Genomic DNA, 19,687 nt, shown 5'->3' with positions numbered 1-19,687 from the left:
TGCCTCAGTTCCTAGCACTGAAAGGAGTTTTATCGTGACACGTATTTTAATTGCTGATGATAAAGCCGTCAATCGCCGCATGCTAAAAAGCATGGTTGAGGAAATGGGCATGGAAAGTATCGAGGCTCATGATGGAGAAGAAGCCTGCAACATATTAAAGCGTGAAGATGCTCCGCAAATCGTTCTGCTCGACTGGATTATGCCAAAGCTCAACGGACTTGAGGTTTGCCGGCGTATTGCACTAGAACGCTCTCAATCACAAAAGTATCGTTATATTATTTTGGTTACCAGTAAGGACAAAGACGATGAAATCAGCGAAGGCTTTCTTGCCGGAGCTGACGACTATATTACCCGCCCTTTTAATCGCAATGAATTGCGTATGCGCCTGAGCGTTGGCGTACGTATTGTCCAAATGCAGCGTGATCTCTTAAAACTGCTGCACTGGGACCCCCTCACCAATGCGCTTAACCGCCGCGCTGCCTTAGAACGCCTAGATGAAGAAATTAAACGTTCCACACACAGTCACTCGCCACTGTCGATCGCCATGCTAGATATTGATCACTTTAAACAAATTAATGATACACACGGTCATCTTGTCGGTGATATGGTATTGAAGGAAGTCGTTACCCGAATTTTTCATTCCGTAGCTTCCTATGATTTGATAGGACGTTATGGCGGTGATGAATTTATTCTGCTTTTCCCTAATACGAAACTCACTGACGCCACTCTCACTTGCAACCAGATCAAAAATTCCTTTAGTCACAATCCAATTACCTCCGCTGAACTCACGCTTTTTGTCACTGTCAGTATCGGAGTAACTTCACATAATAACCAAGCTGCCCTAGCCGATACCTTAATCCACCATGCAGATGATGCACTCTATAAGGCTAAGCGCCAAGGCCGCAATCAGGTTTACAAATTCCCCCTGATGTAGCCAGATGAAGGAATAATAAAAGCAGCCAGCACTGGCTGCTTTTTTGTATGGGACAGGGGACATGTGGCCAAATGGCCATACACGTTCTAAAATTCTGTCTTATTTCATATAAAAGTAATATCTTTGCTTTTTTCAAAAGCTAATTCGCACAACCGAAAGAGGTATTACTGTGAAAGAGATCATTTCCTGTGCCATGTGCAAGCACCCGCAATGCGCCGATCTTTATGAAATCCATTTAACGCAAGCAAAAGAGGCTAACACCACTTTTGATAAGAGTCGAATCTACCTGACTGACTACATCTGCCACCGCTGCCTAAGAACAGCAGAGTACAAAAACAAGTATCTCTTATGCCAACAGGAGCATTGCCCATTACCCGAAAAAGCGGAAGTCAGATATAATTAAAAAGCTGAAACGCCCTAATTTATGGGCGTTTCAGCATATAGATAAACGTACCTGAAAAGAGATTGCCCCGTCGTTTTACTCCTCGCAATGGCAGTAAAGCCAGGTGTCATCGCGAGCGCAGCGTGGCGATCTCCTTTGCTGAATTACTTTTGTCGATAGTCTCCAACGCCCTAGTAGAAGGGCGTTTTTTCTTTTTATACTCGCTAGCAGGACCAGTTAATTGATATATGTAACATCCAGAGGCTGACGATCTACTAATCTCTTATAGCTATACTTAGGATATCCAACCATAACTGCGCCAGCTATTATTTTGTCTTCTGGGATATTGAATAAAGCAGGCAGCGGTGAATTCTCGACAGCTGCAACATACTCAAAGATTCCCGCCCAACAGGTTCCAAGTCCCAATGAAGGGGCAAATAGCTCCAGATAGGTTAAACAGGAAATAGCGTTATTCCTAGCATAAGGAGAATTCTTATCTGCTATAGCGATAATCAAATTAGGAGCGCCGCGGAAAACGGAATCAATTCCTTGTTCCCGATAACCTACAACTGCTGCTTCTAATATATGCCTTACAGGAGAGTTTTCAATCATCTCAATCGTGGTTTCTATAGCCTTTTCAATCAGTTGTTTGTTTTCTACGATAACATAGGATATGCCTTGGCTATTAGCCGCAGTAGGAGCTAGCCTGGCTATATTCGCTAATTTTGTTAGAAGCTCTCTTGGTACCGGCTTATCCTGATAGGTCCTTATGGAACGACGGGATCGTAAAAAGTGCTCTGCCTGCTGCGGGTTTAACTTAGGAAAATCATGAGCATCCACCTGTAGTGCTAGTGGTGATTTTGCGTTATCAATTGCAGATGTAGGACAGATTGCAACACAATGTCCACAGGCAACGCAATGGGCGTTCTCCACTTCTTCCGGCCCTTTTTCTCCCATCTTCAGAACATATACGGGACATTCGTTGATGCAAAGCCCACATTTGATACACTGTTCATTAACCGTTACTAAGCTCATTGTAATCACTCCTTAATAAAAAATAACCAACAACTGTTGAGTTTTGGACATTTGTTTACTACAATAGTAGCAGTGCTGTTTCCTGAAAGCAATGAGTAAAACAGCCTCAACTGTTGCTTAATAAACAAAACAAATAAAAATGTTCATTTATACAAAGGAGATTTTTTAATGGACAGGCGTATTGAAAAATCAAGACAAGCCATTATGGATGCATTTACGAAGCTGATGTTGGAAAAAGACTTTGAGAAAATTACAATTAACGAAATTGCCGAACTGGCAAACGTAAATCGGGGAACGGTATATTCCCATTATGTCGACATATTTGATTTATTAAATCAATGCATCGAGAATCACATAAATAAATTATTTGAAACCTGTCAGTCGAGAGGAAATACTACTGATATTTCATGCAAAGATTCGCTGGGTAGAACCTTTACCTATTTAGAGAAACATGCTTTTTTCTATTCAAAAATGCTAACAAGTAAAAGTGCCACTGCTTTTAGAAACCGCTTACATGCTTTGATGGTGAAAAGTGTTGAAGAACAGCTTGCTCTGAGCAGCCTCACTAAAGATGTAAATCAAGAAATTATGGTCCAATACTTTGCTTCCGCAACCATCGGTGTCGTCGAATGGTGGGTTACCCATTCCATGCCCTATCCAGCTGAATATATGGCAGAACAATTATCATCACTGATGGAGCGATATCAAAATATGCGTGCGTAGGACTTAAACACAGCAAAAAACCGCTCCCTGCCCGACACAAGGCCCGACAATTCGCGGTTCACAAGAAGGCACCGGCAGCCAGCTTATTTTTTGCCAAATACAGCTTGCAGATAGGTATCAAGAATACGCAGGGGTTCGTGCAAAGCCTGGTTGGGAAACTTGTGAGTTACTTTATAGCATATCCTTGGCGGCACCGGGGCCGGTAATTTCTGAAGTACAAAATCTCCCATCCGCATCATATGCGCGCCAATAGAGGCGGGAACGATCGTCCATTGTCTGGCGTCCTTTAGAAAAGTAGCGATGAGTCCCGCCGAGTCCAGATGAACACGGGAAGGGCAAAGCGGGTCCCACCACTGATCATGCCTGAATTGAAACTCTCTGTTCCAATTGATAAAGACTTCGTGCTGCGCCGTCAATTCTTCCATATCAACAGGTTCTCCGGCTTGCCGCCCCGGCACAGCCAGCCGCAGCAGCACCATTTCTTCAGCAAAAAACGGTTTAACCGTGACACTCGGCGACACGATCTCGCGCACTACAAAGGCCACATCCATCTCGCGCCGCTCAATACTATCAAAAGCTTCCTGCGTATGCTGCGTACGAATTTGCAGCCGCATCGGCGGGGTATGCTGATTTAGCAAGTCATAGATAGGAGGCAAAACAAAGTGACTGATACTCTCAGCAGCGCTAATTGCCAGACTTAACTGTGAACCGCTGGCCTGTAGAATTTGGGTTTCCCTCCAGAGAGCATCCCATCTTTCCGCAATGCTGAAAAAGTTCTCCCCTTTTGGTGTCAGACGGATTTTGGATGCCCCTTTTCTCCGCTCAACCAACAGGCCACCCATTTCCTGCTCCAAAGTCTTCAGCCGATAGCTTACTGTCGCTTGTGACAAGTGCAGCCATTCGGCTGCCTTACTTAAACTCTCGGTCCGTACGATAGCTAAGAACGCCTCAATCCCAGGAAAATACATCAGGCACCTCACGAAATATAGAAATATTTAATATAATTTGCAAAATATTTGAGTTTTACAACATTATTCTTTATGTTTAAAATTATCATTACTAGAGACAACGGTCAAATGTTTTTTCTGCGAAGCATGACATGAAAGGCGGTTTAGTAATGAAGATTCTCCTAGTAGGCTATTTTACCGAGACCTCAAAAGCGACTATTACAAGGCATTTCCCGGAAGGCTGGGACATTGTCATTGTCCCGCCCGGTGAAGAAATACTGCGTCATATTGAAGACTGCCAGGTACTCATCCCTGAACATGTGAAAGTAGACCACAGCCTGCTTTCCAGAGCAGCAAAGTTAAAGTTGGTACAAACGGGTGCAGGCTATGACAATGTAGATATCGCTGCCTGTTCCGAGCTCGGCATTTGGGCGGCCAATGCTGCCGGAGTCAATGCCCTGGCAGTGGCCGAGCATGTAATGGCACTGCTCTTGTCTTATTATAAAAACATACCGTTTCTTGATGCTTTCATGAAAAACAAAATGGATCAACATCAATTGGACTATACCGGGAGCGAATTAGCGGGCAAAACGATTGGGATTATCGGCTTTGGCGCTATCGGTAAAAAAGTAGCGGAGTTTTGCAGAGTCTTTGAAATGAATGTGCTGGCTTATGCAAGAAATGCTGCTGTACAATCTGACGATTTTGTGAAAATGACGGATTTCGATACTCTTATAAGTACTTCGGACATCGTAAGTGTACATACACCCCTGAATCAGCAAACCAAACAGTTGATCAACAAAGCGGTATTCCAAAAAATGAAGCACACCAGCCTGTTTATCAATACAGCCCGTGGTGGAATTGTCAACGAAAGAGACTTAATTGATGCATTAAAAAACAGGGATATTGCAGGGGCATGCCTGGATGTGTTTGAATGTGAACCTCTCCCAACGGACAGTGAGCTCCGGAATCTTAGTAATGTGATCCTTACTCCTCATACGGCCGGCATGCCTGATGGTCTCAAATTCCATAAAAAAAGATACGATTTCTTTGTGAATAATATCAGACGTGTAGAGAATGGCGAAGAGCCTGCAAGCAAGCTCAATCAGATAGTATAGTTTGGGAGGAGATCATATGATAGAAGGCATCAGTCACATTACTTTTATTGTTAAGGACCTCGAACTTGCTACTCAGTTTTTCAAACAAATATTTGAAGCAGAAGAAGTTTACTCTAGCGGCGATGACACCTTCTCCCTATCGAGAGAGAAATTCTTTCTGATTGGCGGGCAATGGATTGCTATTATGGAAGGAGAGTCACTTCCTACCCGTACCTACAACCACATTGCATTTAAAATACCTGAAGCAGATTTTGAGACCTATCAAGCACGTATTGAGCAGCTGGGGGTAGATGTTAAACCACCCCGGCCACGTGTAGAAGGTGAAAGCAGATCTTTGTATTTTTATGACTTCGACAATCATTTGTTTGAACTGCATACCGGGACACTCTCTGAGCGGTTAGCAAGATATAAACTAAAGTGAAAAGCAAAAACGGCAAGGCTCAGATTTCTGAAGCCTTGCCGTTCTTACTGCCTCGCAGTTGAGGTGTTTTTTTGAGGGGCGCTCTGTGGTTCATTAACATAATTGATCCGATTACCAGCAAGATACCGATACCATTCACTAACCCTACCGGCTCTCTAAACATTGCAATACCAATCATTGCCGCAACGATTACTTCAACTGATGCAATGACAGGAACCTTGCTGCTCTCTGTGATTTTTTGCAGGCCCTGATAGTAAAAGATGTAGGCAATTGCAGTTGGTATCAAAGCATAGAAGAATCCCAATAGAAGCACATTCTCGTTCAAAGAGGCCGCTTGTTCCCAGGGATTGATAAAAAAGCCGAGAAAGACTGCAGCAAACAGATAGCTATAGGTGCTGATAACAAAGGCATTGCTTTTTTCTCCAGCCATTTTCCCGATAATTGCCGTCATACCATAACAGAAGCCCGACGCTATTCCACACATTGCCCCGGTCAGCGAGAACACCATACCATCGAACTTTCCGCCAGTTGCAGCCAAAGCACAACCCATAATATTGACAAGCATTGCAGCAGTTTTGATCCAGGTAATTTTTTCGCGAAACCACAGGTAAGAAAAGACAGTAGTAAAAACCGGAGCCGTATTCATCAAAACGGCACTCACCGTTACCCCCGTCAAAGTGACGGCTATGCTATAAACGACATTATTGAGTCCATGGCAAATAAGACCTAACAGTACGCAGAAAACCAGAGTCTTCTTGCTTACACGAAGAGAAGTTACCCCAAACTTTGTGATGGTAACTGTCGCGAGAATAAGGAAAGAAAAGCCCATCCTTAGGAAGCTCGTTAATGCAAACGAGGAACCCTGCTGCTCCATCAACTGAATAAAAGGACCGATACATCCCCACAATATACCGGCAATACATACTTGTACATATCCTTTAAACTCTTCGTTTTGACATACTTTCATCAACAGCTAGTCCTCCAATTATACGTATCACAGCATTGTATTTTCCCTGACCCTATTGTAGAATAAACGTACTATAAAGTAAAACTACAATTCATATATCATATATTTAGTATTACTTAAAAGGAGAGGATTATGGAAAGCGCAAGATGCAAGGCGTTTTTAGCCGCTGTTGAGGCTGGGAGTTTTTCAAAAGCAGCAGAGGTTTTAAATTACACTCCCTCCGGTGTAAGCCAACTTGTCAGTGCTCTTGAAAATGAACTGGGTTTTTCCCTGCTGCGCAGGAATAAAAAAGGGGTAATCCCCACTGAGAATGGCGAAAAAATCTTGCCTGCTGTGCGGGAATTCCTCTTGCAGGAAAACCGCATTTACCAACTGGCTGCTGAAATGAATGGCCTGCTGATCGGCAGCATTACAATCGCAGCATATTCCAGTATTGCCACCCACTGGCTGCCGGGTGTCATTCGGGCATTTCAAGCGGATTATCCGCAAATTCAGATCAAGTTGATGGAAGGGATTCGGCAGGAAGTAACGAAATGGCTGGATGAAAAAATTGCCGACGTGGCCTTTTTGAGCTTCAAAGATCCGATGCCCTATGAATGGATACCGCTTGCTAATGATCCAATGCTGGCCGTATTGCCGAAAACACACCCGCTTGCCGCAGCAGCATCGTATCCGCTGCAAAATTGTGAAGCTGAACGTTTTATCATGCCTGCCCTTGGACGCGATGTTGATGTAGTTGCACTGTTTCAAAACAACAATTTAAATCCGGACATCCAGTTTTCCACATTAGAAAACTTCGCTGCTATGGCTATGATTGAACAAGGCTTAGGCATGAGCATTATGAATGAGTTGATTACTCGCAAGTGGCAAGGTGATGTTGTAAAACTTCCCCTTGATCCGCCACAGCAAATCACCCTGGGTATCGCACTTCCCTCCTTGCAAAATTCATCTCCCTCTGTTAAGCGCTTTGTCAAATACGCTGTAGATCGTTTGACTTGTTAAAACAAGCGGCCTTAAATCTCTCAAAAACACAAAAACGGCAAGGCTTCAACTTTCTGAAGCCTTGCCGTTTCTATCTTTTATTTAGGAAACCCGTTCTACTGCCAGCTGCAGTTTTTCGCCGTTAATATTTACCTCAGTATAGTCACATTCAGCCTGAAAAACAATGTCCACAGCTAGTGTTTCGCTCATAATATACTCTTTATATTGCTGAACAATTGTTTCAAGTAGATCGTTGCCAGCCATATAAATTTTAATCTTATCTACCACTTCAAAGGAACTGTCTTTTCTCATGTTTTGCAGCTTGCTAATCATTTCTCTGGCGTAGCCTTCCCTTTTTAGCTCTTCCGAAATGTGGGTGTCCAATACTACGCCTACTTCGCCTTCGCTGGCAACCGCAAACCCTTCCAGGCCGTTCATCGTGACCAGGAGGTTATCACTGTTGAGTTCAATTGATGTTCCCTCAACCTGAATGGTCATGCTTTGTCCGGCAGATACCTGAAGCGCCAGTTCCATCTGGTTGGCTTCGGCAATTGCTTTTTTGATACCTGTCAGCAGTTTGCCATACGTCTTGCCCAGCACCGGCAGATTAGGTTTGACCGTGTAGCTTACATAATCGGACATATTGGCATTGACCACTACTTCCTTGATATTGAGTTCGTCTTTAATAATGTCGATATAGTAGTCTGCCAGTTCCTTGGTGCTGACAAGCATCTTGGGAAGCGGCTGTCTGTTCTTGATATTGGCGAGGTTTCTCGCGCTGCGGCCCAGTCCGCAAATCCGGTATGCCAGCTCCATTTCTTTTTCCAGCTTGGTATCAACCTGCGATTCATCATATTCCGGCCACAGGCATAAATGCACGCTTTCCGGCGCCTTGGCGTTGATTCCGACTACGAGATTGCGATAGATTTCCTCGGTGATGAACGGCACAAACGGAGCAGCTACAACCACTAGCTTTTTCAGTACGGTGTGCAAGGTGAAATACGCATCGATTTTGTCCTCGGTCATGTCCATGGACCAATATCTCACTCGATTGCGCCGCACATACCAGTTGGAAAGTTCATCCGTAAATTCTTCGATCAGCTGGGCAGCACCGGTAATTTTATAAGCATGTAAATATTCGTCGACCTTGTTGATCAGTGTATTCAGCTTGGAGATAATCCATCGGTCCATCACGTGGCTGCTCTGTCTTCCCTCGTATTGCTCCGGATTAAATTGGTCGATTTCGGCGTAGAGAACATAGAAGGAATACACATTCCACAACGTATTGATAAATTTGCGCTGCGCCTCAATGACGGCCTCTTCATAGAAACGGGAAGGCAGCCAGGGAGCACTGGTTGTGTAGAAGTACCAACGCAGGGCATCGGCCCCTTGATTGTCCAGCACGGTAAACGGACTCAGGACATTGCCTTTATGTTTAGACATTTTCAGGCCCTGTTTATCGAGTACATGCCCCAATACCACACAATTTTCAAAGGAGCTCTTGCCAAAAACAGCAGTGGAAATAGCAAGCAGGGTATAGAACCAGCCGCGGGTCTGGTCAACAGCCTCAGAGATAAACTGGGCCGGGAAGTTTTGCTCAAACAGTTCCTTGTTCTCGAAGGGATAGTGATACTGGGCAAATGGCATTGAGCCAGAGTCATACCAGCAGTCAATTACTTCACTGACTCGCTGCATCTTTTTGCCGCACTGCGCGCAATTCATCTCGAGTTTATCAATATACGGCTTATGCAGGTCAAGATCATCCGGTACGTTCAGGCCTTTTTCCTTAAGCTCTGCGATGCTGCCAATGCATTCCCGGTGTCCGCATTCGCATTCCCAGATTGGCAAAGGTGTGCCCCAGTACCGCTCACGGCTGAGACCCCAGTCGATTACATTTTCTAAGAAGTTGCCGAAACGTCCCTTTTTGATGTTATCGGGGTACCAGTTGATCTTGTCGTTATTCTCTAAAAGCTGATCCCTGAGTGAGGACATTCTGACGAACCAGGATACGCGCGGATAATATAAGAGCGGAGTATCGCAGCGCCAGCAGAAGGGATAGGAGTGAAGATATTTTTCCGCTTTGAACAGAATACCGTTTTCTTTTAAGAATGCCAGTATTTTTTCATCCGCTTTTTTGACAAACATGCCCTGCCAGGGAGTCACTTCTTCTACAAAGTTACCTTGTGCATCTACTAGATTAATGAGTGGCAAATCATACTTTTGGCCAAGGCGGTTATCATCTTCGCCATAAGCCGGAGCAATATGCACAATGCCGGTACCATCACTCAAGGTTACAAAGTCACCATGAACCACATAATAGGCTTTTTTGTCCGGTTGCGCGAAGCAAAACATGGGCTCATATTCTTTACCCAGCAGAGCTTCCCCTTTGAACTCGCGTACCAGCTCATATTCGCTCTCCAGGCAGCTCAGCCGCTCTTTTGCTACGATTACATGTTCTTCCTGATGGATGACTTCGACATAATCAAAGGTCTGGTTAACGGCCAAGGCCACGTTGCTAGGCAGCGTCCAGGGGGTAGTGGTCCATACGAGAATGGCGGTATTTTCCCCTTTGAGCCTAAATTTGACATAAGCCGAGTTGTCTTTCACGTCCTTATAGCCCTGGGCTACTTCATGAGAAGACAAAGCGGTACCACAGCGCGGGCAATAGGGAACAACTTTATGCCCCTTATATAGTAAATCTTTATCCCAAAGCTGCCTTAGTGACCACCAGACTGATTCAATATATTCATTATGGTAGGTAACATACGGATTCTCCATGTCAATCCAGAATGCTACCCTCTCCGACATTTCCTTCCACTGGGTAGCGTAGGTAAACACGCTTTCTTTGCATTGCTTCACGAATTCTTCCACGCCATATTTCTCAATTTCAGGCTTGCCGGAAATACCCAGCTTTTTCTCAACTTCCAGCTCAACCGGCAGACCATGTGTATCCCAGCCAGCTTTGCGCAGAACCCGGTATCCCTTCATGACTTTATACCGTGGAATGAGGTCTTTGATAACTCGGGTAACAACGTGACCGATGTGGGGACTGCCATTCGCAGTCGGCGGTCCGTCATAAAATGTAAAATACTCCTTGCCCTCGTTCATCTTAAAACTCTTGGCAATGATCTCTTGCTCTTCCCACGAGGCCAGGATGGATTTTTCCATCTCCACAAAATTATTCTTTGGACTTACTTTTTTATACATATACTGCCCCTCCATTTTCATGAACGCTTCAACGTCTTGCATACCCGAAAATACGGTAATAAAAAAGCCTCGTCCCTTAGTCAGGACGAAGCGTTACCTTCATTTATACCACCTTACTATTCTCAGGTACTGCATACCTTATCCTTTAACGCAGGAATACGGATTAACCTACTAAGCATTCAGTCATCAGCTCTCAGGTGATTTTCTTCCGGTACTTCCTGCAGGTTCTCAACACTCCCGCTCTCTGTAAGGTCTGTTTCCGCAATACTCTTCCTGTTCATCGCTTTTCAAGAAACTATATTAAAATATTACTCGTGATTATACTTCTCCGGCAGGGAAATGTCAAACAAACCTCACAAATACAACTCCTTGCTCCGCTTCCTACTCATTCTTTTTCTTTAAGCTGCTGTATTTTTAAATCCAACGCCTTTAAGCTCAAATGGATCTCTTTTATATGCTTCTCAAGCCTGTGGAGATGTCCTTGCATATCATCAATTTCTTGTTCTGCTTTATAATTTATTGCAAAATCAATGATCGACTCATCTTTATCTCTCGTTGCCTGACGGTTTTGACTCATCATAATAATGGGAGCCTGGAGTGCTGCCAAACAGGATAAGATTAAGTTCAATAATATAAACGGAGCTTCATCAAAGTGGTACGTAAACTGCAAGATATTCCATACCATCCAGAGGATTAAAAAGGAAAGGAACAATATAATGAACTTCCAACTCCCGCCAAATCTGGCGATAGTATCGGCCAACTGATCCGCCCGTGACGTGTTCAGCAAATAGGTTTCATTTACACGTGTAATGATCGTACGCTCGTAATTGTCCACTAATTTATCAATGCGTTTTCTATTGTCCTCATCAATTTGAATATCAAAGCCCTCTAATGCTCCTTCATCACTTACATACTTAAGTGTAGACTTCTTACCGTTCCCCATCTTCATGACTCGTTTCATTACTTATCACCTATCTGCTTTCATAATGGTGCTTACCTACACCAGTATTAGCAAATTACGGTATTTCATTCTTTGGTTGCCACTCTGGGACAAGGAACCTGTCCCCTTGTCCCACAAAATTTACGTACTCTCATACAAAACCAGGATTGCTGCTGATAGGAAGATCATACCCATAACAGCGGGTGCAGGAGACCCTAGCGATACATAGATCTGACCGCCAATGACAGGCCCAATGATTCTTGCTAAGGCCTGAATGGATTGGCTGCCGCCTTGAACCCGGCCTTGTTCACTGGCATTGACAGCTTTGGAAAGCATCCCATTGAACGAAGGCCCAAAGATGGAATCACCGAAACCGAATATAAACATGCCAGCGATAAACAGCGGATAGTAAGAGAACAACGCCGATGCTGCAATCAGACTGTAGCCGATAACCTCTGACCCCATCCCTAAAACCGCTATCTGTTTATCACTCATTTTTAGCAATAGCTTGGGCATGATGAACCCCTGCGAAACGATGTCCTGGAACCCGATAATAGAAAACATTAGTCCAATGAGTGCAGGCTGCCAATTGAATGTATCCATTGTAAATTGGGAAAACACTGCCTGCAGCGCTCCATTGGGTATCCAAAGCAAGAATGCTGAGACAAGCAGCCTTTTTAAGTTCTTCATAGAAAGTACGCTTGCAAGCTGAGTAAAGGGATTCAGCCTTACCAACGTAATCTCTTTCAGTCTGTTCTTCTTATCAAGGCTCTCAGGCATAAAAAAGTATCCATAAACCACATTCACTAAAGTGATGATTGCACCGAAATACATCGGCACAGCATAACCAAACTTGGCAAGTAAGCCGCCTACCGTTGGCCCAATGACAGTACCTACGCCTACAACCGCACTCATCCAGCCAAAGTATTTGGTTCTCTGGTCTCTAGGGATGATGTCGGCAAAATAGGCGAATATCGTACTTATGCTGCCACCGGTTATCCCTTCTATGATACGCCCGGCAAACAGTACCCACAGCGATCCGCCTATGCCAAAGACAAAGTATCCAATTGCCGACCCTAAAAGGCATAGTAAAAGCAATGGACGACGGCCATATTTGTCGCTCAAAGCGCCAAGTACAGGCGCCGCAAAAAACACGCAGACTGCATACACAGAGGTCAGAAGTGTAACAACGATCGCTTGTTCTCCCGGATTACTTGTATAAGGCTGCACTAGAAATGGGACAACAGGTGCTATAATACTGAAGCCTAACCCGCAAAGAAACACAGCGATAAGGCCGAATAGCAAAGCATGTTTATCTACGGGCTGCTCTATATTCTGTTCATTGTGTGCTCTAATTTTAGACATACTATATCCCTTTCTAAGGTTATAAATTTCACTTCCTAGGAAGCAAAATAATCATAGCATATCTTAACTGCCTTGTCAAAACTACCGTCAACAAAAAGGCAGCCTGTTCTCAATAGCGCCAGGCTGCCTGTGGTTGGTCACTATGAATTTTTATTTTGACTCCCTATCTGCATCCAGTTTCCTTATTTCTCCATCCAAATGCTTACTATATTTCTCTATGAAGCTAAGCATAGTGCCAAATTGTTCGTCGGTAACCTGCTCAAATATGGATTTATCCCGCTCTTGGAATTCTTGGTGCAGTTTCTCATGAATGTTATAAATGGCTTTCCCTTGATCCGTAAGCCTATAGTAAACTTCTTTCTTGTTCTCTGGCTTCTGGTAGCTTTCGATGACGCCTCTTTCGATGAGCTTCTTCGTCATTTTACTCATAGCACCGGTAGTCATAAAAAAGGACTCTGCAAGCTTTGCCACATTGGAATCTGCATTTCTGCCAATGTATTCGATGCAATGTACTTCAGACGGCTGATACCCCTTAAGGCTCTCTTTCATCTTAAGTCTATTAAGCCAACTCATCTTATTAAATAACTCCCTAAAACTCGTCATAACCTGTTCTTCTTTGTTCACGGCCTGTCCTCCGCCCATTAGTGCAGTTACTCCTAAGTATACATGAAAGCCTGCCCAATTGGCAAAACGCTGACAGTGGGACAAGGAACCTGTCCCCTTGTCCCACTTCAGCCCGCTAACTTCGAAACAGCAAGGCTCAGAAATTCTGAAGCCTTGCTGTTTCGAAGTTTTTTCATTGATTCATGTAGAATAAGCCTTATTGTTTAGCTCTAATCATATTAGTTTTATAAGCAGTATATTGGTCTATTGCTTTTTCCAGTTCTTCATGTAGATAAAAATAATCAAATAGATGCCCTTCTCTTTCGACTTCTAAAATCATCTCCGTTAATTCCGCAATCTTTTCTGCAAGATGCTTTTTGTGAGTCATTATCTTATTTCCCCCTGTCATATTGTACAAGCACGAGTTAAATTTCATTTTCACTATCAGCAATACATTTTGGGAAACGTTTTCCTCCGTTAAAGCTTCATATGAGAAGGGCCTTCTTGCAAACACCATCTAAAGCAAGTAAAATTTTATATAGAACTTCAATTTATTCACTTTAGCGAATTTATTCCATTTTAACGAACATCAAGATAACAGTCAATATTTTACTGAGTACATTTTAAAGAAGGTGTGGGTTTTACTTGAATATTGGTACAGTAATTAAAGACTATCGTTTAAAGAAAGGTTTAACGCTGCAAACTTTATCCAGCATGAGTTGTGTGAGTAAATCGATGTTGTCCGAGATTGAAAATAATAAAAAAATGCCCTCTATCGATATTGTTCAGCGTATTTCTCACGCTTTAAAAATAAGCATATTAACTCTATTAAATAACGATCAGCAAAAAGCAACTGCTTTACATACCAAATCAGATGACCACCTAACGCTACAAGATCCCCCCTCCGGTCTTTCCTTACAATTCATTTCTCCGCATGGGAGTATGAACGAACCGACTATTTCATTTGGAAAAATGCTTCCTAACAGTAGTACTAAAGAATATTTGCCAACCCCCTTTATTACATCGAATTACATTTTTATAGTCCAAGGGACACTAAATTTTCGTCTTGGCGAAACGACCTATAAACTAGCGAAAGGTGATTCCTTTTATTTCACTACTGAAACTGTTCAACAATTATTTACGGACTCCGACGAATGTCATTTCTTTTCTGTTAGGTACTACCCGAGCTACGATCAACATAACTCTAATGATCAAGGTTTAATATAAAAAAAGTCATGCGCAAACAAAAACGGGAAGGCTTCAACTCACTGAAGCCTTCCCGTTACACTATCAATTTGGTGCGACTGGGAGGATCTGTTGCCGCGGAGTGCCGCTGCGGTTTTTATGATCGTATGTTATAATACACTTAAAGAGTGCTATATTGTCCTAAGAGAAAGGGTGTGCCTATGCTTTCTACAGTTTCAACAATCGGAGAAAAATTAAAAGAAATCCGAACAAGGAAAAATTTAAGTCTGGATGAAGTCGCTCGTCTTACGGACGTTAGTAAGCCTATGCTGGGACAAATAGAACGGGGGCATTCTATTCCCACAATTACGACACTTTGGAAAATCGCAACCGGCTTGAAAACCCCGCTTTCCTCTTTTTTGGAGGACAGGCAAGTGGAATACAGCATCGTTACTATTGATGAAATAGACGTTATTTCAGAATATGATGGAAAAATGCGAGCTTATCCGTTATTTACTTATGACCCTCTTCGCAATGTCGAAACTTTTTTTATTGAATTTGCTCCCGGCTGTTTTCATCAATCGGGAAAACATGATGATGGTGTGGAAGAACATGTTTTCGTAATCACTGGAAAACTGCAACTTATTTTGAATGGAGTAGAGATAATTGTAAATGAGAAGCAAGCCATTCGCTTTTATGCGGACGTCCCACATTCTTATAACAATTTATTTGAAGGTGCTTGCTCAATTTATAACACGATATTTTATCCCAATCGTTAAAGGAGGAAAAGGGAATGTACGAATTAATACAAGTGGCAGAACAAAGTTACTATATTCAAACCCCCTCAAAAATCGGACTTGTCAAATTAAGCGATACCGATGTTTGTTTAATCGACAGCGGCAATGATAAAGACTCAGGGCGCAAGGTGCGTCAAATTTTGGATGCTCATAAATGGCGCTTGACCGCCATTTACAATACCCATTCCAATGCCGACCATATCGGCGGCAACCGGTATTTGCAGGGGCAGACGGGATGCAAAATCTATGCACCGGGTATCGAGTGCGAATTTACAAGACACCCTCTTTTAGAGCCGTCTTTTCTTTATGGTGCATTTCCGCCGCAAGATTTACGACATAAGTTTCTCATGGCCCAGGAAAGCGACGCTATATGTTTGACAAAAGATGTTTTACCAAAAGGCTTTGAAATCATTTCATTGCCAGGGCATTTTTTTGATATGGCAGGCTTTAGAACACCGGATGATGTCGTTTTTCTGGCTGACTGTCTGTTCAGCAAACAGATTCTCGATAAATACCAGATCAGCTTCATCTATGATGTTGCCGCTTACCTGAACACACTTGAGATGGTAAAATCCCTGACAGCTAAAATATTTGTTCCAGCCCATGCAGAAGCTACGGAAAATATCGCTCCGCTTGCACAGTATAACATTGACAAAGTGCAGGAGATTGCAGACAAAATCATTACTTTTTGCGATGAGCCTCTCTGCTTTGAGGTACTACTGCAAAAAATATTTACATCCTATGACCTTACAATGGACTTTGCACAATATGTTCTTGTAGGCAGTACCGTCCGTTCCTACCTTGCGTGGTTAAAGGATACCGGCCGACTCAATGTCACCTTCGAGCAAAATATGCTGCTTTGGAGGAAGGTGTAGTTTCAATTCCAGCAACACAAAAACGGCAAGGCTCAGAATCTCTGAAGCCTTGCCGTTACTCTATTCACTTTGGTGCGCCTGGGAGGACTCGAACCACCGGCCAACGGTTTATTAGGGGTTACTTAGCTTTTCTATACATTCTCTGTGCTTTATTCAAATAATCTTGAGCCATCATATTCTCCGAGACATTATACGGGCTGTTATATTCGAGAAATAGTGTTAATAATTCTATCTCTTTGTCATACTGGCCCAATTTTTCGCAAACAAGAGCTTTCCCAAAGTACCCTTTTATATGCTTAAGAGCTATCGACTTATCAAGATCTTTCAACGCTAAGTCGTACTTCTTCATTGCAAAATATATAATACCCCGCATATAATAGTTTGCGGCAACATCGTCTTTTATGCTAATTGCCGTTGAAAAGTCCTGAATTGCCAATTCATTTTTTCCTTTCTCATAATAAAGTACTCCTCGGTTATAATAGATACGCTCATCGGCTGGATTGACTTTGATGGCCATTGCATAATCTTTAAGAGCCAAATCTATCTTTCCTTTGCTTTGATAGCTCATTGCCCGGTTGTAAAATCCTCTTACATCATCTGGCTTTAGAGTGGTGTAAACATCGTAGTCCTTTATCGCTGAATCGTAATTGTGAAGGCATACATAAGCTAGTCCCCGTTCATAATAGGCGTCAGCATACCGGGGATCAAGTTGAATTACTTTACTCTGATCATCGACTTCCGAATAGTAATACATCGAATTATTTTCTGCTACTGCTTTAATGCCATAACAAAGTCCCCGCAAATAATATGCGATAGGAATATTCGGATTAATAGCAATTACTCGTGAGAAATCAGCAATCGCTAAATCCGTTGTTTTTGTTATGCTATAGCAATACCCACGCGCAAAAAGGGCCTCCAAATAGTTATTTCGAAGTTCGATCGCCCGGCTGTAAGCCTTAATCGCATTTTCAATATTATTGTTTTGCTGTTGTCGAAATCCTTCTTGCAGCCATCGATCTGCATCAAGCGCGCCATCTTCCGCCGATGCCCACGAACTAGCGGAAAACATTAGAAATACTATTCCTATCATGATAATATAAACATTTATTTTTCCAACCAACACAAAGCCCTCCTCTGTTTTTCCAAATGCTAAAATCTACGAATTTGCGGCGATATGTAATCTAATTCAGGTCGGCAGGCTTCCTAATCTCACTGGATGAAATATGAAAAATAGCGGTCCTTGCAATAGACATGGCAATAAGATATGTATAAGCCGGTTTTGCAAGCTCACACCCCCATTTTAATAGCATTTACGAATATATTAACATATCAAATTTACGAATACTACCATTTTATGGATACAAATTTTACATATGTATCTTAATATCACCGTAAAGGAGCACTTAATAGGTATCGTATTTTAAGCTCTACTACTTATTTTTCAGTCATAATTTCAATATTAATCACAGTAACTAGATACAGTCCTTTCTTCTACTCTCCCTAGCAACTCCCGTAGCATACATATAGCATACAAAACTGCCAAAACGCCCCCACAAACACAAAAACGGCAAGGCCCAGATATTCTGAAGCCTTGCCGTTACTTTATTTATTTGGTGCGCCTGGGAGGACTCGAACCACCGGCCAACGGTTTAGGAAACCGCTGCTCTATCCACCTGAGCTACAGACGCAAGCTGGTATAAGCGATGTCACTTCACTGTTTGTCAGCTTGTCAAAAACCGCGACAAAAGTAAAGATAACGCTCATTAGTATACCATTTTCCGCAGCTCAATGTCAATTGGAAGGTGTTGTCTGATAGCAGGGAGCAAGCGTTCCCCTATCAACTATGCAGCGATAGTCCCTTGGTTATTTTATCAACGATTTTTTTGTCCTCTCGCAACGCCAAACCGACTAGGTTAAGGTTATCACTGCTTGCCATTTTAACAGCAGCCCGGTTTTCCTCATCATGGGTAGTAGAAAACAGCTCTTCTGTAAAAATGGCAATGAGGACATTCCGTTCCATGGCCCGCTTATAGGCCTTTCTAATTTCTTCAGCGCTGCCGGCGAACATCAGCATGGGTTGACGTACCATCGGTAAATAGCTGTTGCCTGATGCGTCTTCGTAGTTTTCCCCTACTAGTCCTTCATTAGCAGCAACGATGCCGCTGACGGTAAAGGCCGTCACATTCAGCTTCTGCCACACCGGTAAGTCTTCCCGTATAATGACGGCAATCTTCGTATCAAATTTCACAACTTATCCTCCCAGTCTACCACTTTTATTGCACACCTTTTGCGTATAGGCCCGGTGTAATCCCCAGGTATTGCTTGAAGCGGTTGGTAAAGTGACTTTGATCACTAAAACCGGTAGCATAGGCAATGTCCCGTAAACCCAATCCCTGTTTGATGAGCACCTTTGCTTGCATCAGCCTGACACTTTCCAGATAGGTATGGGGCGACATTCCCATTACATGGGTGAATAGCCGCAGAAAGTAATAGCGGCTAAACCCGGTTGCATTCGCTAAATCTGTCAGTGTGATATTTTGGGCTAAATTCGCCTGCATATATGCTTTCGCTGTTTCAATCGCTTTATTTTCTTTCCCGAAATGCAGTTCTGTTAACCGGATGTCCGCATATCGTTTCACCATACTGCTTATCAGGCAAAACAGCATGCTTTCACTTTGCAACGGAGCCCGATCATTCCGTAAAGAAATGTGCAGCTCGCGCATCTGATTGGCTAGTGCGGCGTCATCGACCCGAACATTATTAAACAGGGGCAGTTCGTTGTCTCTGCCCGTAATATCCGACACGATTGCCCTCACCTGTGCTATCCGGGGGTAGAATGCGTAATACTCAAAGCCTTCTTCGTTAGCTGCTTCACCGGTATGAGCCTCTCCAGGATTTAGGAATAGTAAGCCGCCCGGTGGTGTTACATACCGTGTATTGCCGCGATACCGAAACGTCTGCAGCCCCTTGTGAATGAGGCCAATTACATAGTAGTCGTGCATATGCCTGGAGAATGCCTGTCCGACAAAATAGCCATGTAAGGTTTCGATATCAAGATGCGAGTCCCTATACATATTTACCCAATCCTGATTCCCCATATGACCACTCCTATCGTCCAGTCTAGCTAGGCTCGCTTTAGTACGTTTTTTCATTATACCTTTCCACTGATCAACTGTCTTGCAGAATATTGCCCAATATAGTTGCTTT

20 protein-coding genes, 1 tRNA gene and 1 other annotated feature are annotated in these 19,687 nt (G+C 43.2%); of the genes, 9 read left to right on the top strand and 12 right to left on the bottom strand.

The window, feature by feature from the left end; genetic code table 11:
* Window positions 1-34 precede the first annotated feature (34 nt).
* Both RTR76_RS01685 and RTR76_RS01680 read left to right on the top strand, forming a co-directional pair.
* Window positions 35-934, top strand: coding sequence for a diguanylate cyclase (locus RTR76_RS01685; RefSeq protein WP_312515965.1), 900 nt, complete (start codon window positions 35-37; stop codon window positions 932-934).
* Window positions 935-1,103: 169 nt separating this feature from the next.
* Entirely contained in the window at window positions 1,104-1,337 is a 234-nt protein-coding gene (locus tag RTR76_RS01680; protein WP_312515962.1) for a hypothetical protein, read from the top strand.
* A gap of 216 nt (window positions 1,338-1,553) precedes the next feature.
* Here RTR76_RS01680 and RTR76_RS01675 read toward each other — a convergent pair whose 3' ends face one another.
* Window positions 1,554-2,351 carry a nitroreductase family protein gene (locus RTR76_RS01675; RefSeq protein WP_312515959.1) on the bottom strand — a complete coding sequence of 266 codons (798 nt, stop codon included), beginning with the start codon at window positions 2,349-2,351 and terminating at the stop codon, window positions 1,554-1,556.
* 168 nt (window positions 2,352-2,519) lie between these two features.
* Here RTR76_RS01675 and RTR76_RS01670 point away from each other — a divergent pair, with 168 nt between their 5' ends.
* Window positions 2,520-3,074 carry a TetR/AcrR family transcriptional regulator gene (locus RTR76_RS01670; RefSeq protein WP_312515956.1) on the top strand — a complete coding sequence of 185 codons (555 nt, stop codon included), beginning with the start codon at window positions 2,520-2,522 and terminating at the stop codon, window positions 3,072-3,074.
* Window positions 3,075-3,157: 83 nt separating this feature from the next.
* On the opposite strand, the gene RTR76_RS01665 is transcribed toward RTR76_RS01670, so the two are convergent.
* Window positions 3,158-4,042 (bottom strand): LysR family transcriptional regulator, encoded by an 885-nt coding sequence (locus RTR76_RS01665; RefSeq protein ID WP_312515953.1) that lies wholly within the window; start codon window positions 4,040-4,042, stop codon window positions 3,158-3,160.
* Between the two features lie 149 nt (window positions 4,043-4,191).
* Between RTR76_RS01665 and RTR76_RS01660 the strand changes: the two genes are divergently transcribed.
* Together RTR76_RS01660 and fosX are read left to right on the top strand one after the other, a co-directional pair.
* Complete coding sequence (locus tag RTR76_RS01660) at window positions 4,192-5,139, top strand: NAD(P)-dependent oxidoreductase (RefSeq protein ID WP_312515950.1); 948 nt, start codon at window positions 4,192-4,194, stop codon at window positions 5,137-5,139.
* 16 nt (window positions 5,140-5,155) lie between these two features.
* Window positions 5,156-5,560 (top strand): FosX/FosE/FosI family fosfomycin resistance hydrolase, encoded by a 405-nt coding sequence (gene fosX, locus RTR76_RS01655; RefSeq protein ID WP_312515947.1) that lies wholly within the window; start codon window positions 5,156-5,158, stop codon window positions 5,558-5,560.
* A 19-nt stretch (window positions 5,561-5,579) separates the two neighbouring features.
* Here the strand turns inward: fosX and RTR76_RS01650 are convergent, their stop codons facing one another.
* On the bottom strand, window positions 5,580-6,527 hold the full coding sequence (locus RTR76_RS01650) for a DMT family transporter (protein ID WP_312516171.1): 948 nt from the start codon (window positions 6,525-6,527) through the stop codon (window positions 5,580-5,582).
* Window positions 6,528-6,659: 132 nt separating this feature from the next.
* On the opposite strand from RTR76_RS01650, the gene RTR76_RS01645 reads away from it, so the two are divergent.
* Window positions 6,660-7,529, top strand: a complete 870-nt coding sequence (locus RTR76_RS01645) for a LysR family transcriptional regulator (protein ID WP_312515944.1) — start codon at window positions 6,660-6,662, stop codon at window positions 7,527-7,529.
* A gap of 81 nt (window positions 7,530-7,610) precedes the next feature.
* Here the strand turns inward: RTR76_RS01645 and ileS are convergent, their stop codons facing one another.
* The 5 genes from ileS to RTR76_RS01620 form a co-directional block, all read right to left on the bottom strand.
* Entirely contained in the window at window positions 7,611-10,715 is a 3,105-nt protein-coding gene (gene ileS, locus RTR76_RS01640) for an isoleucine--tRNA ligase (protein WP_312515941.1), read from the bottom strand.
* 78 nt (window positions 10,716-10,793) lie between these two features.
* Window positions 10,794-11,005: a binding site (T-box leader), on the bottom strand.
* Window positions 11,006-11,100: 95 nt separating this feature from the next.
* Window positions 11,101-11,676: a DUF1003 domain-containing protein gene (locus RTR76_RS01635; RefSeq protein ID WP_312515938.1), complete on the bottom strand. Its 576-nt coding sequence runs from the start codon at window positions 11,674-11,676 to the stop codon at window positions 11,101-11,103.
* 120 nt (window positions 11,677-11,796) lie between these two features.
* Window positions 11,797-13,020 (bottom strand): MFS transporter, encoded by a 1,224-nt coding sequence (locus tag RTR76_RS01630; protein ID WP_312515935.1) that lies wholly within the window; start codon window positions 13,018-13,020, stop codon window positions 11,797-11,799.
* 150 nt (window positions 13,021-13,170) lie between these two features.
* Window positions 13,171-13,644, bottom strand: a complete 474-nt coding sequence (locus tag RTR76_RS01625; RefSeq protein ID WP_312515932.1) for a MarR family transcriptional regulator — start codon at window positions 13,642-13,644, stop codon at window positions 13,171-13,173.
* Window positions 13,645-13,840: 196 nt separating this feature from the next.
* Complete coding sequence (locus RTR76_RS01620) at window positions 13,841-14,011, bottom strand: hypothetical protein (protein WP_312515929.1); 171 nt, start codon at window positions 14,009-14,011, stop codon at window positions 13,841-13,843.
* A 257-nt stretch (window positions 14,012-14,268) separates the two neighbouring features.
* On the opposite strand from RTR76_RS01620, the gene RTR76_RS01615 reads away from it, so the two are divergent.
* The 3 genes from RTR76_RS01615 (at window position 14,269) to RTR76_RS01605 (ending at window position 16,480) form a co-directional block, all read left to right on the top strand.
* Window positions 14,269-14,850 carry a helix-turn-helix domain-containing protein gene (locus RTR76_RS01615; RefSeq protein WP_312515926.1) on the top strand — a complete coding sequence of 194 codons (582 nt, stop codon included), beginning with the start codon at window positions 14,269-14,271 and terminating at the stop codon, window positions 14,848-14,850.
* A 179-nt stretch (window positions 14,851-15,029) separates the two neighbouring features.
* Complete coding sequence (locus RTR76_RS01610) at window positions 15,030-15,587, top strand: XRE family transcriptional regulator (RefSeq protein WP_312515923.1); 558 nt, start codon at window positions 15,030-15,032, stop codon at window positions 15,585-15,587.
* 14 nt (window positions 15,588-15,601) lie between these two features.
* Window positions 15,602-16,480, top strand: a complete 879-nt coding sequence (locus tag RTR76_RS01605) for an MBL fold metallo-hydrolase (protein ID WP_312515920.1) — start codon at window positions 15,602-15,604, stop codon at window positions 16,478-16,480.
* A gap of 118 nt (window positions 16,481-16,598) precedes the next feature.
* Here RTR76_RS01605 and RTR76_RS01600 read toward each other — a convergent pair whose 3' ends face one another.
* The 4 genes from RTR76_RS01600 to RTR76_RS01585 all read right to left on the bottom strand — a co-directional run bounded on the left by RTR76_RS01600 (window position 16,599) and on the right by RTR76_RS01585 (window position 19,578).
* On the bottom strand, window positions 16,599-17,603 hold the full coding sequence (locus RTR76_RS01600; RefSeq protein WP_312515917.1) for a tetratricopeptide repeat protein: 1,005 nt from the start codon (window positions 17,601-17,603) through the stop codon (window positions 16,599-16,601).
* A gap of 488 nt (window positions 17,604-18,091) precedes the next feature.
* Window positions 18,092-18,168: transfer RNA gene (locus tag RTR76_RS01595), tRNA-Arg, on the bottom strand.
* Between the two features lie 149 nt (window positions 18,169-18,317).
* Entirely contained in the window at window positions 18,318-18,728 is a 411-nt protein-coding gene (locus RTR76_RS01590; protein ID WP_312515914.1) for a DUF2000 domain-containing protein, read from the bottom strand.
* A gap of 25 nt (window positions 18,729-18,753) precedes the next feature.
* Window positions 18,754-19,578 carry an AraC family transcriptional regulator gene (locus RTR76_RS01585; protein WP_312515911.1) on the bottom strand — a complete coding sequence of 275 codons (825 nt, stop codon included), beginning with the start codon at window positions 19,576-19,578 and terminating at the stop codon, window positions 18,754-18,756.
* Between the last annotated feature and the right edge of the window lie 109 nt (window positions 19,579-19,687).

Source organism: Anaerospora sp. (assembly GCF_032013335.1).
Lineage (GTDB): Bacteria > Bacillota > Negativicutes > Sporomusales > DSM-15969 > Anaerospora.
Note: the sequence above shows the minus strand (reverse complement) of the source record. Positions and strands in the feature narration are given on the sequence as shown.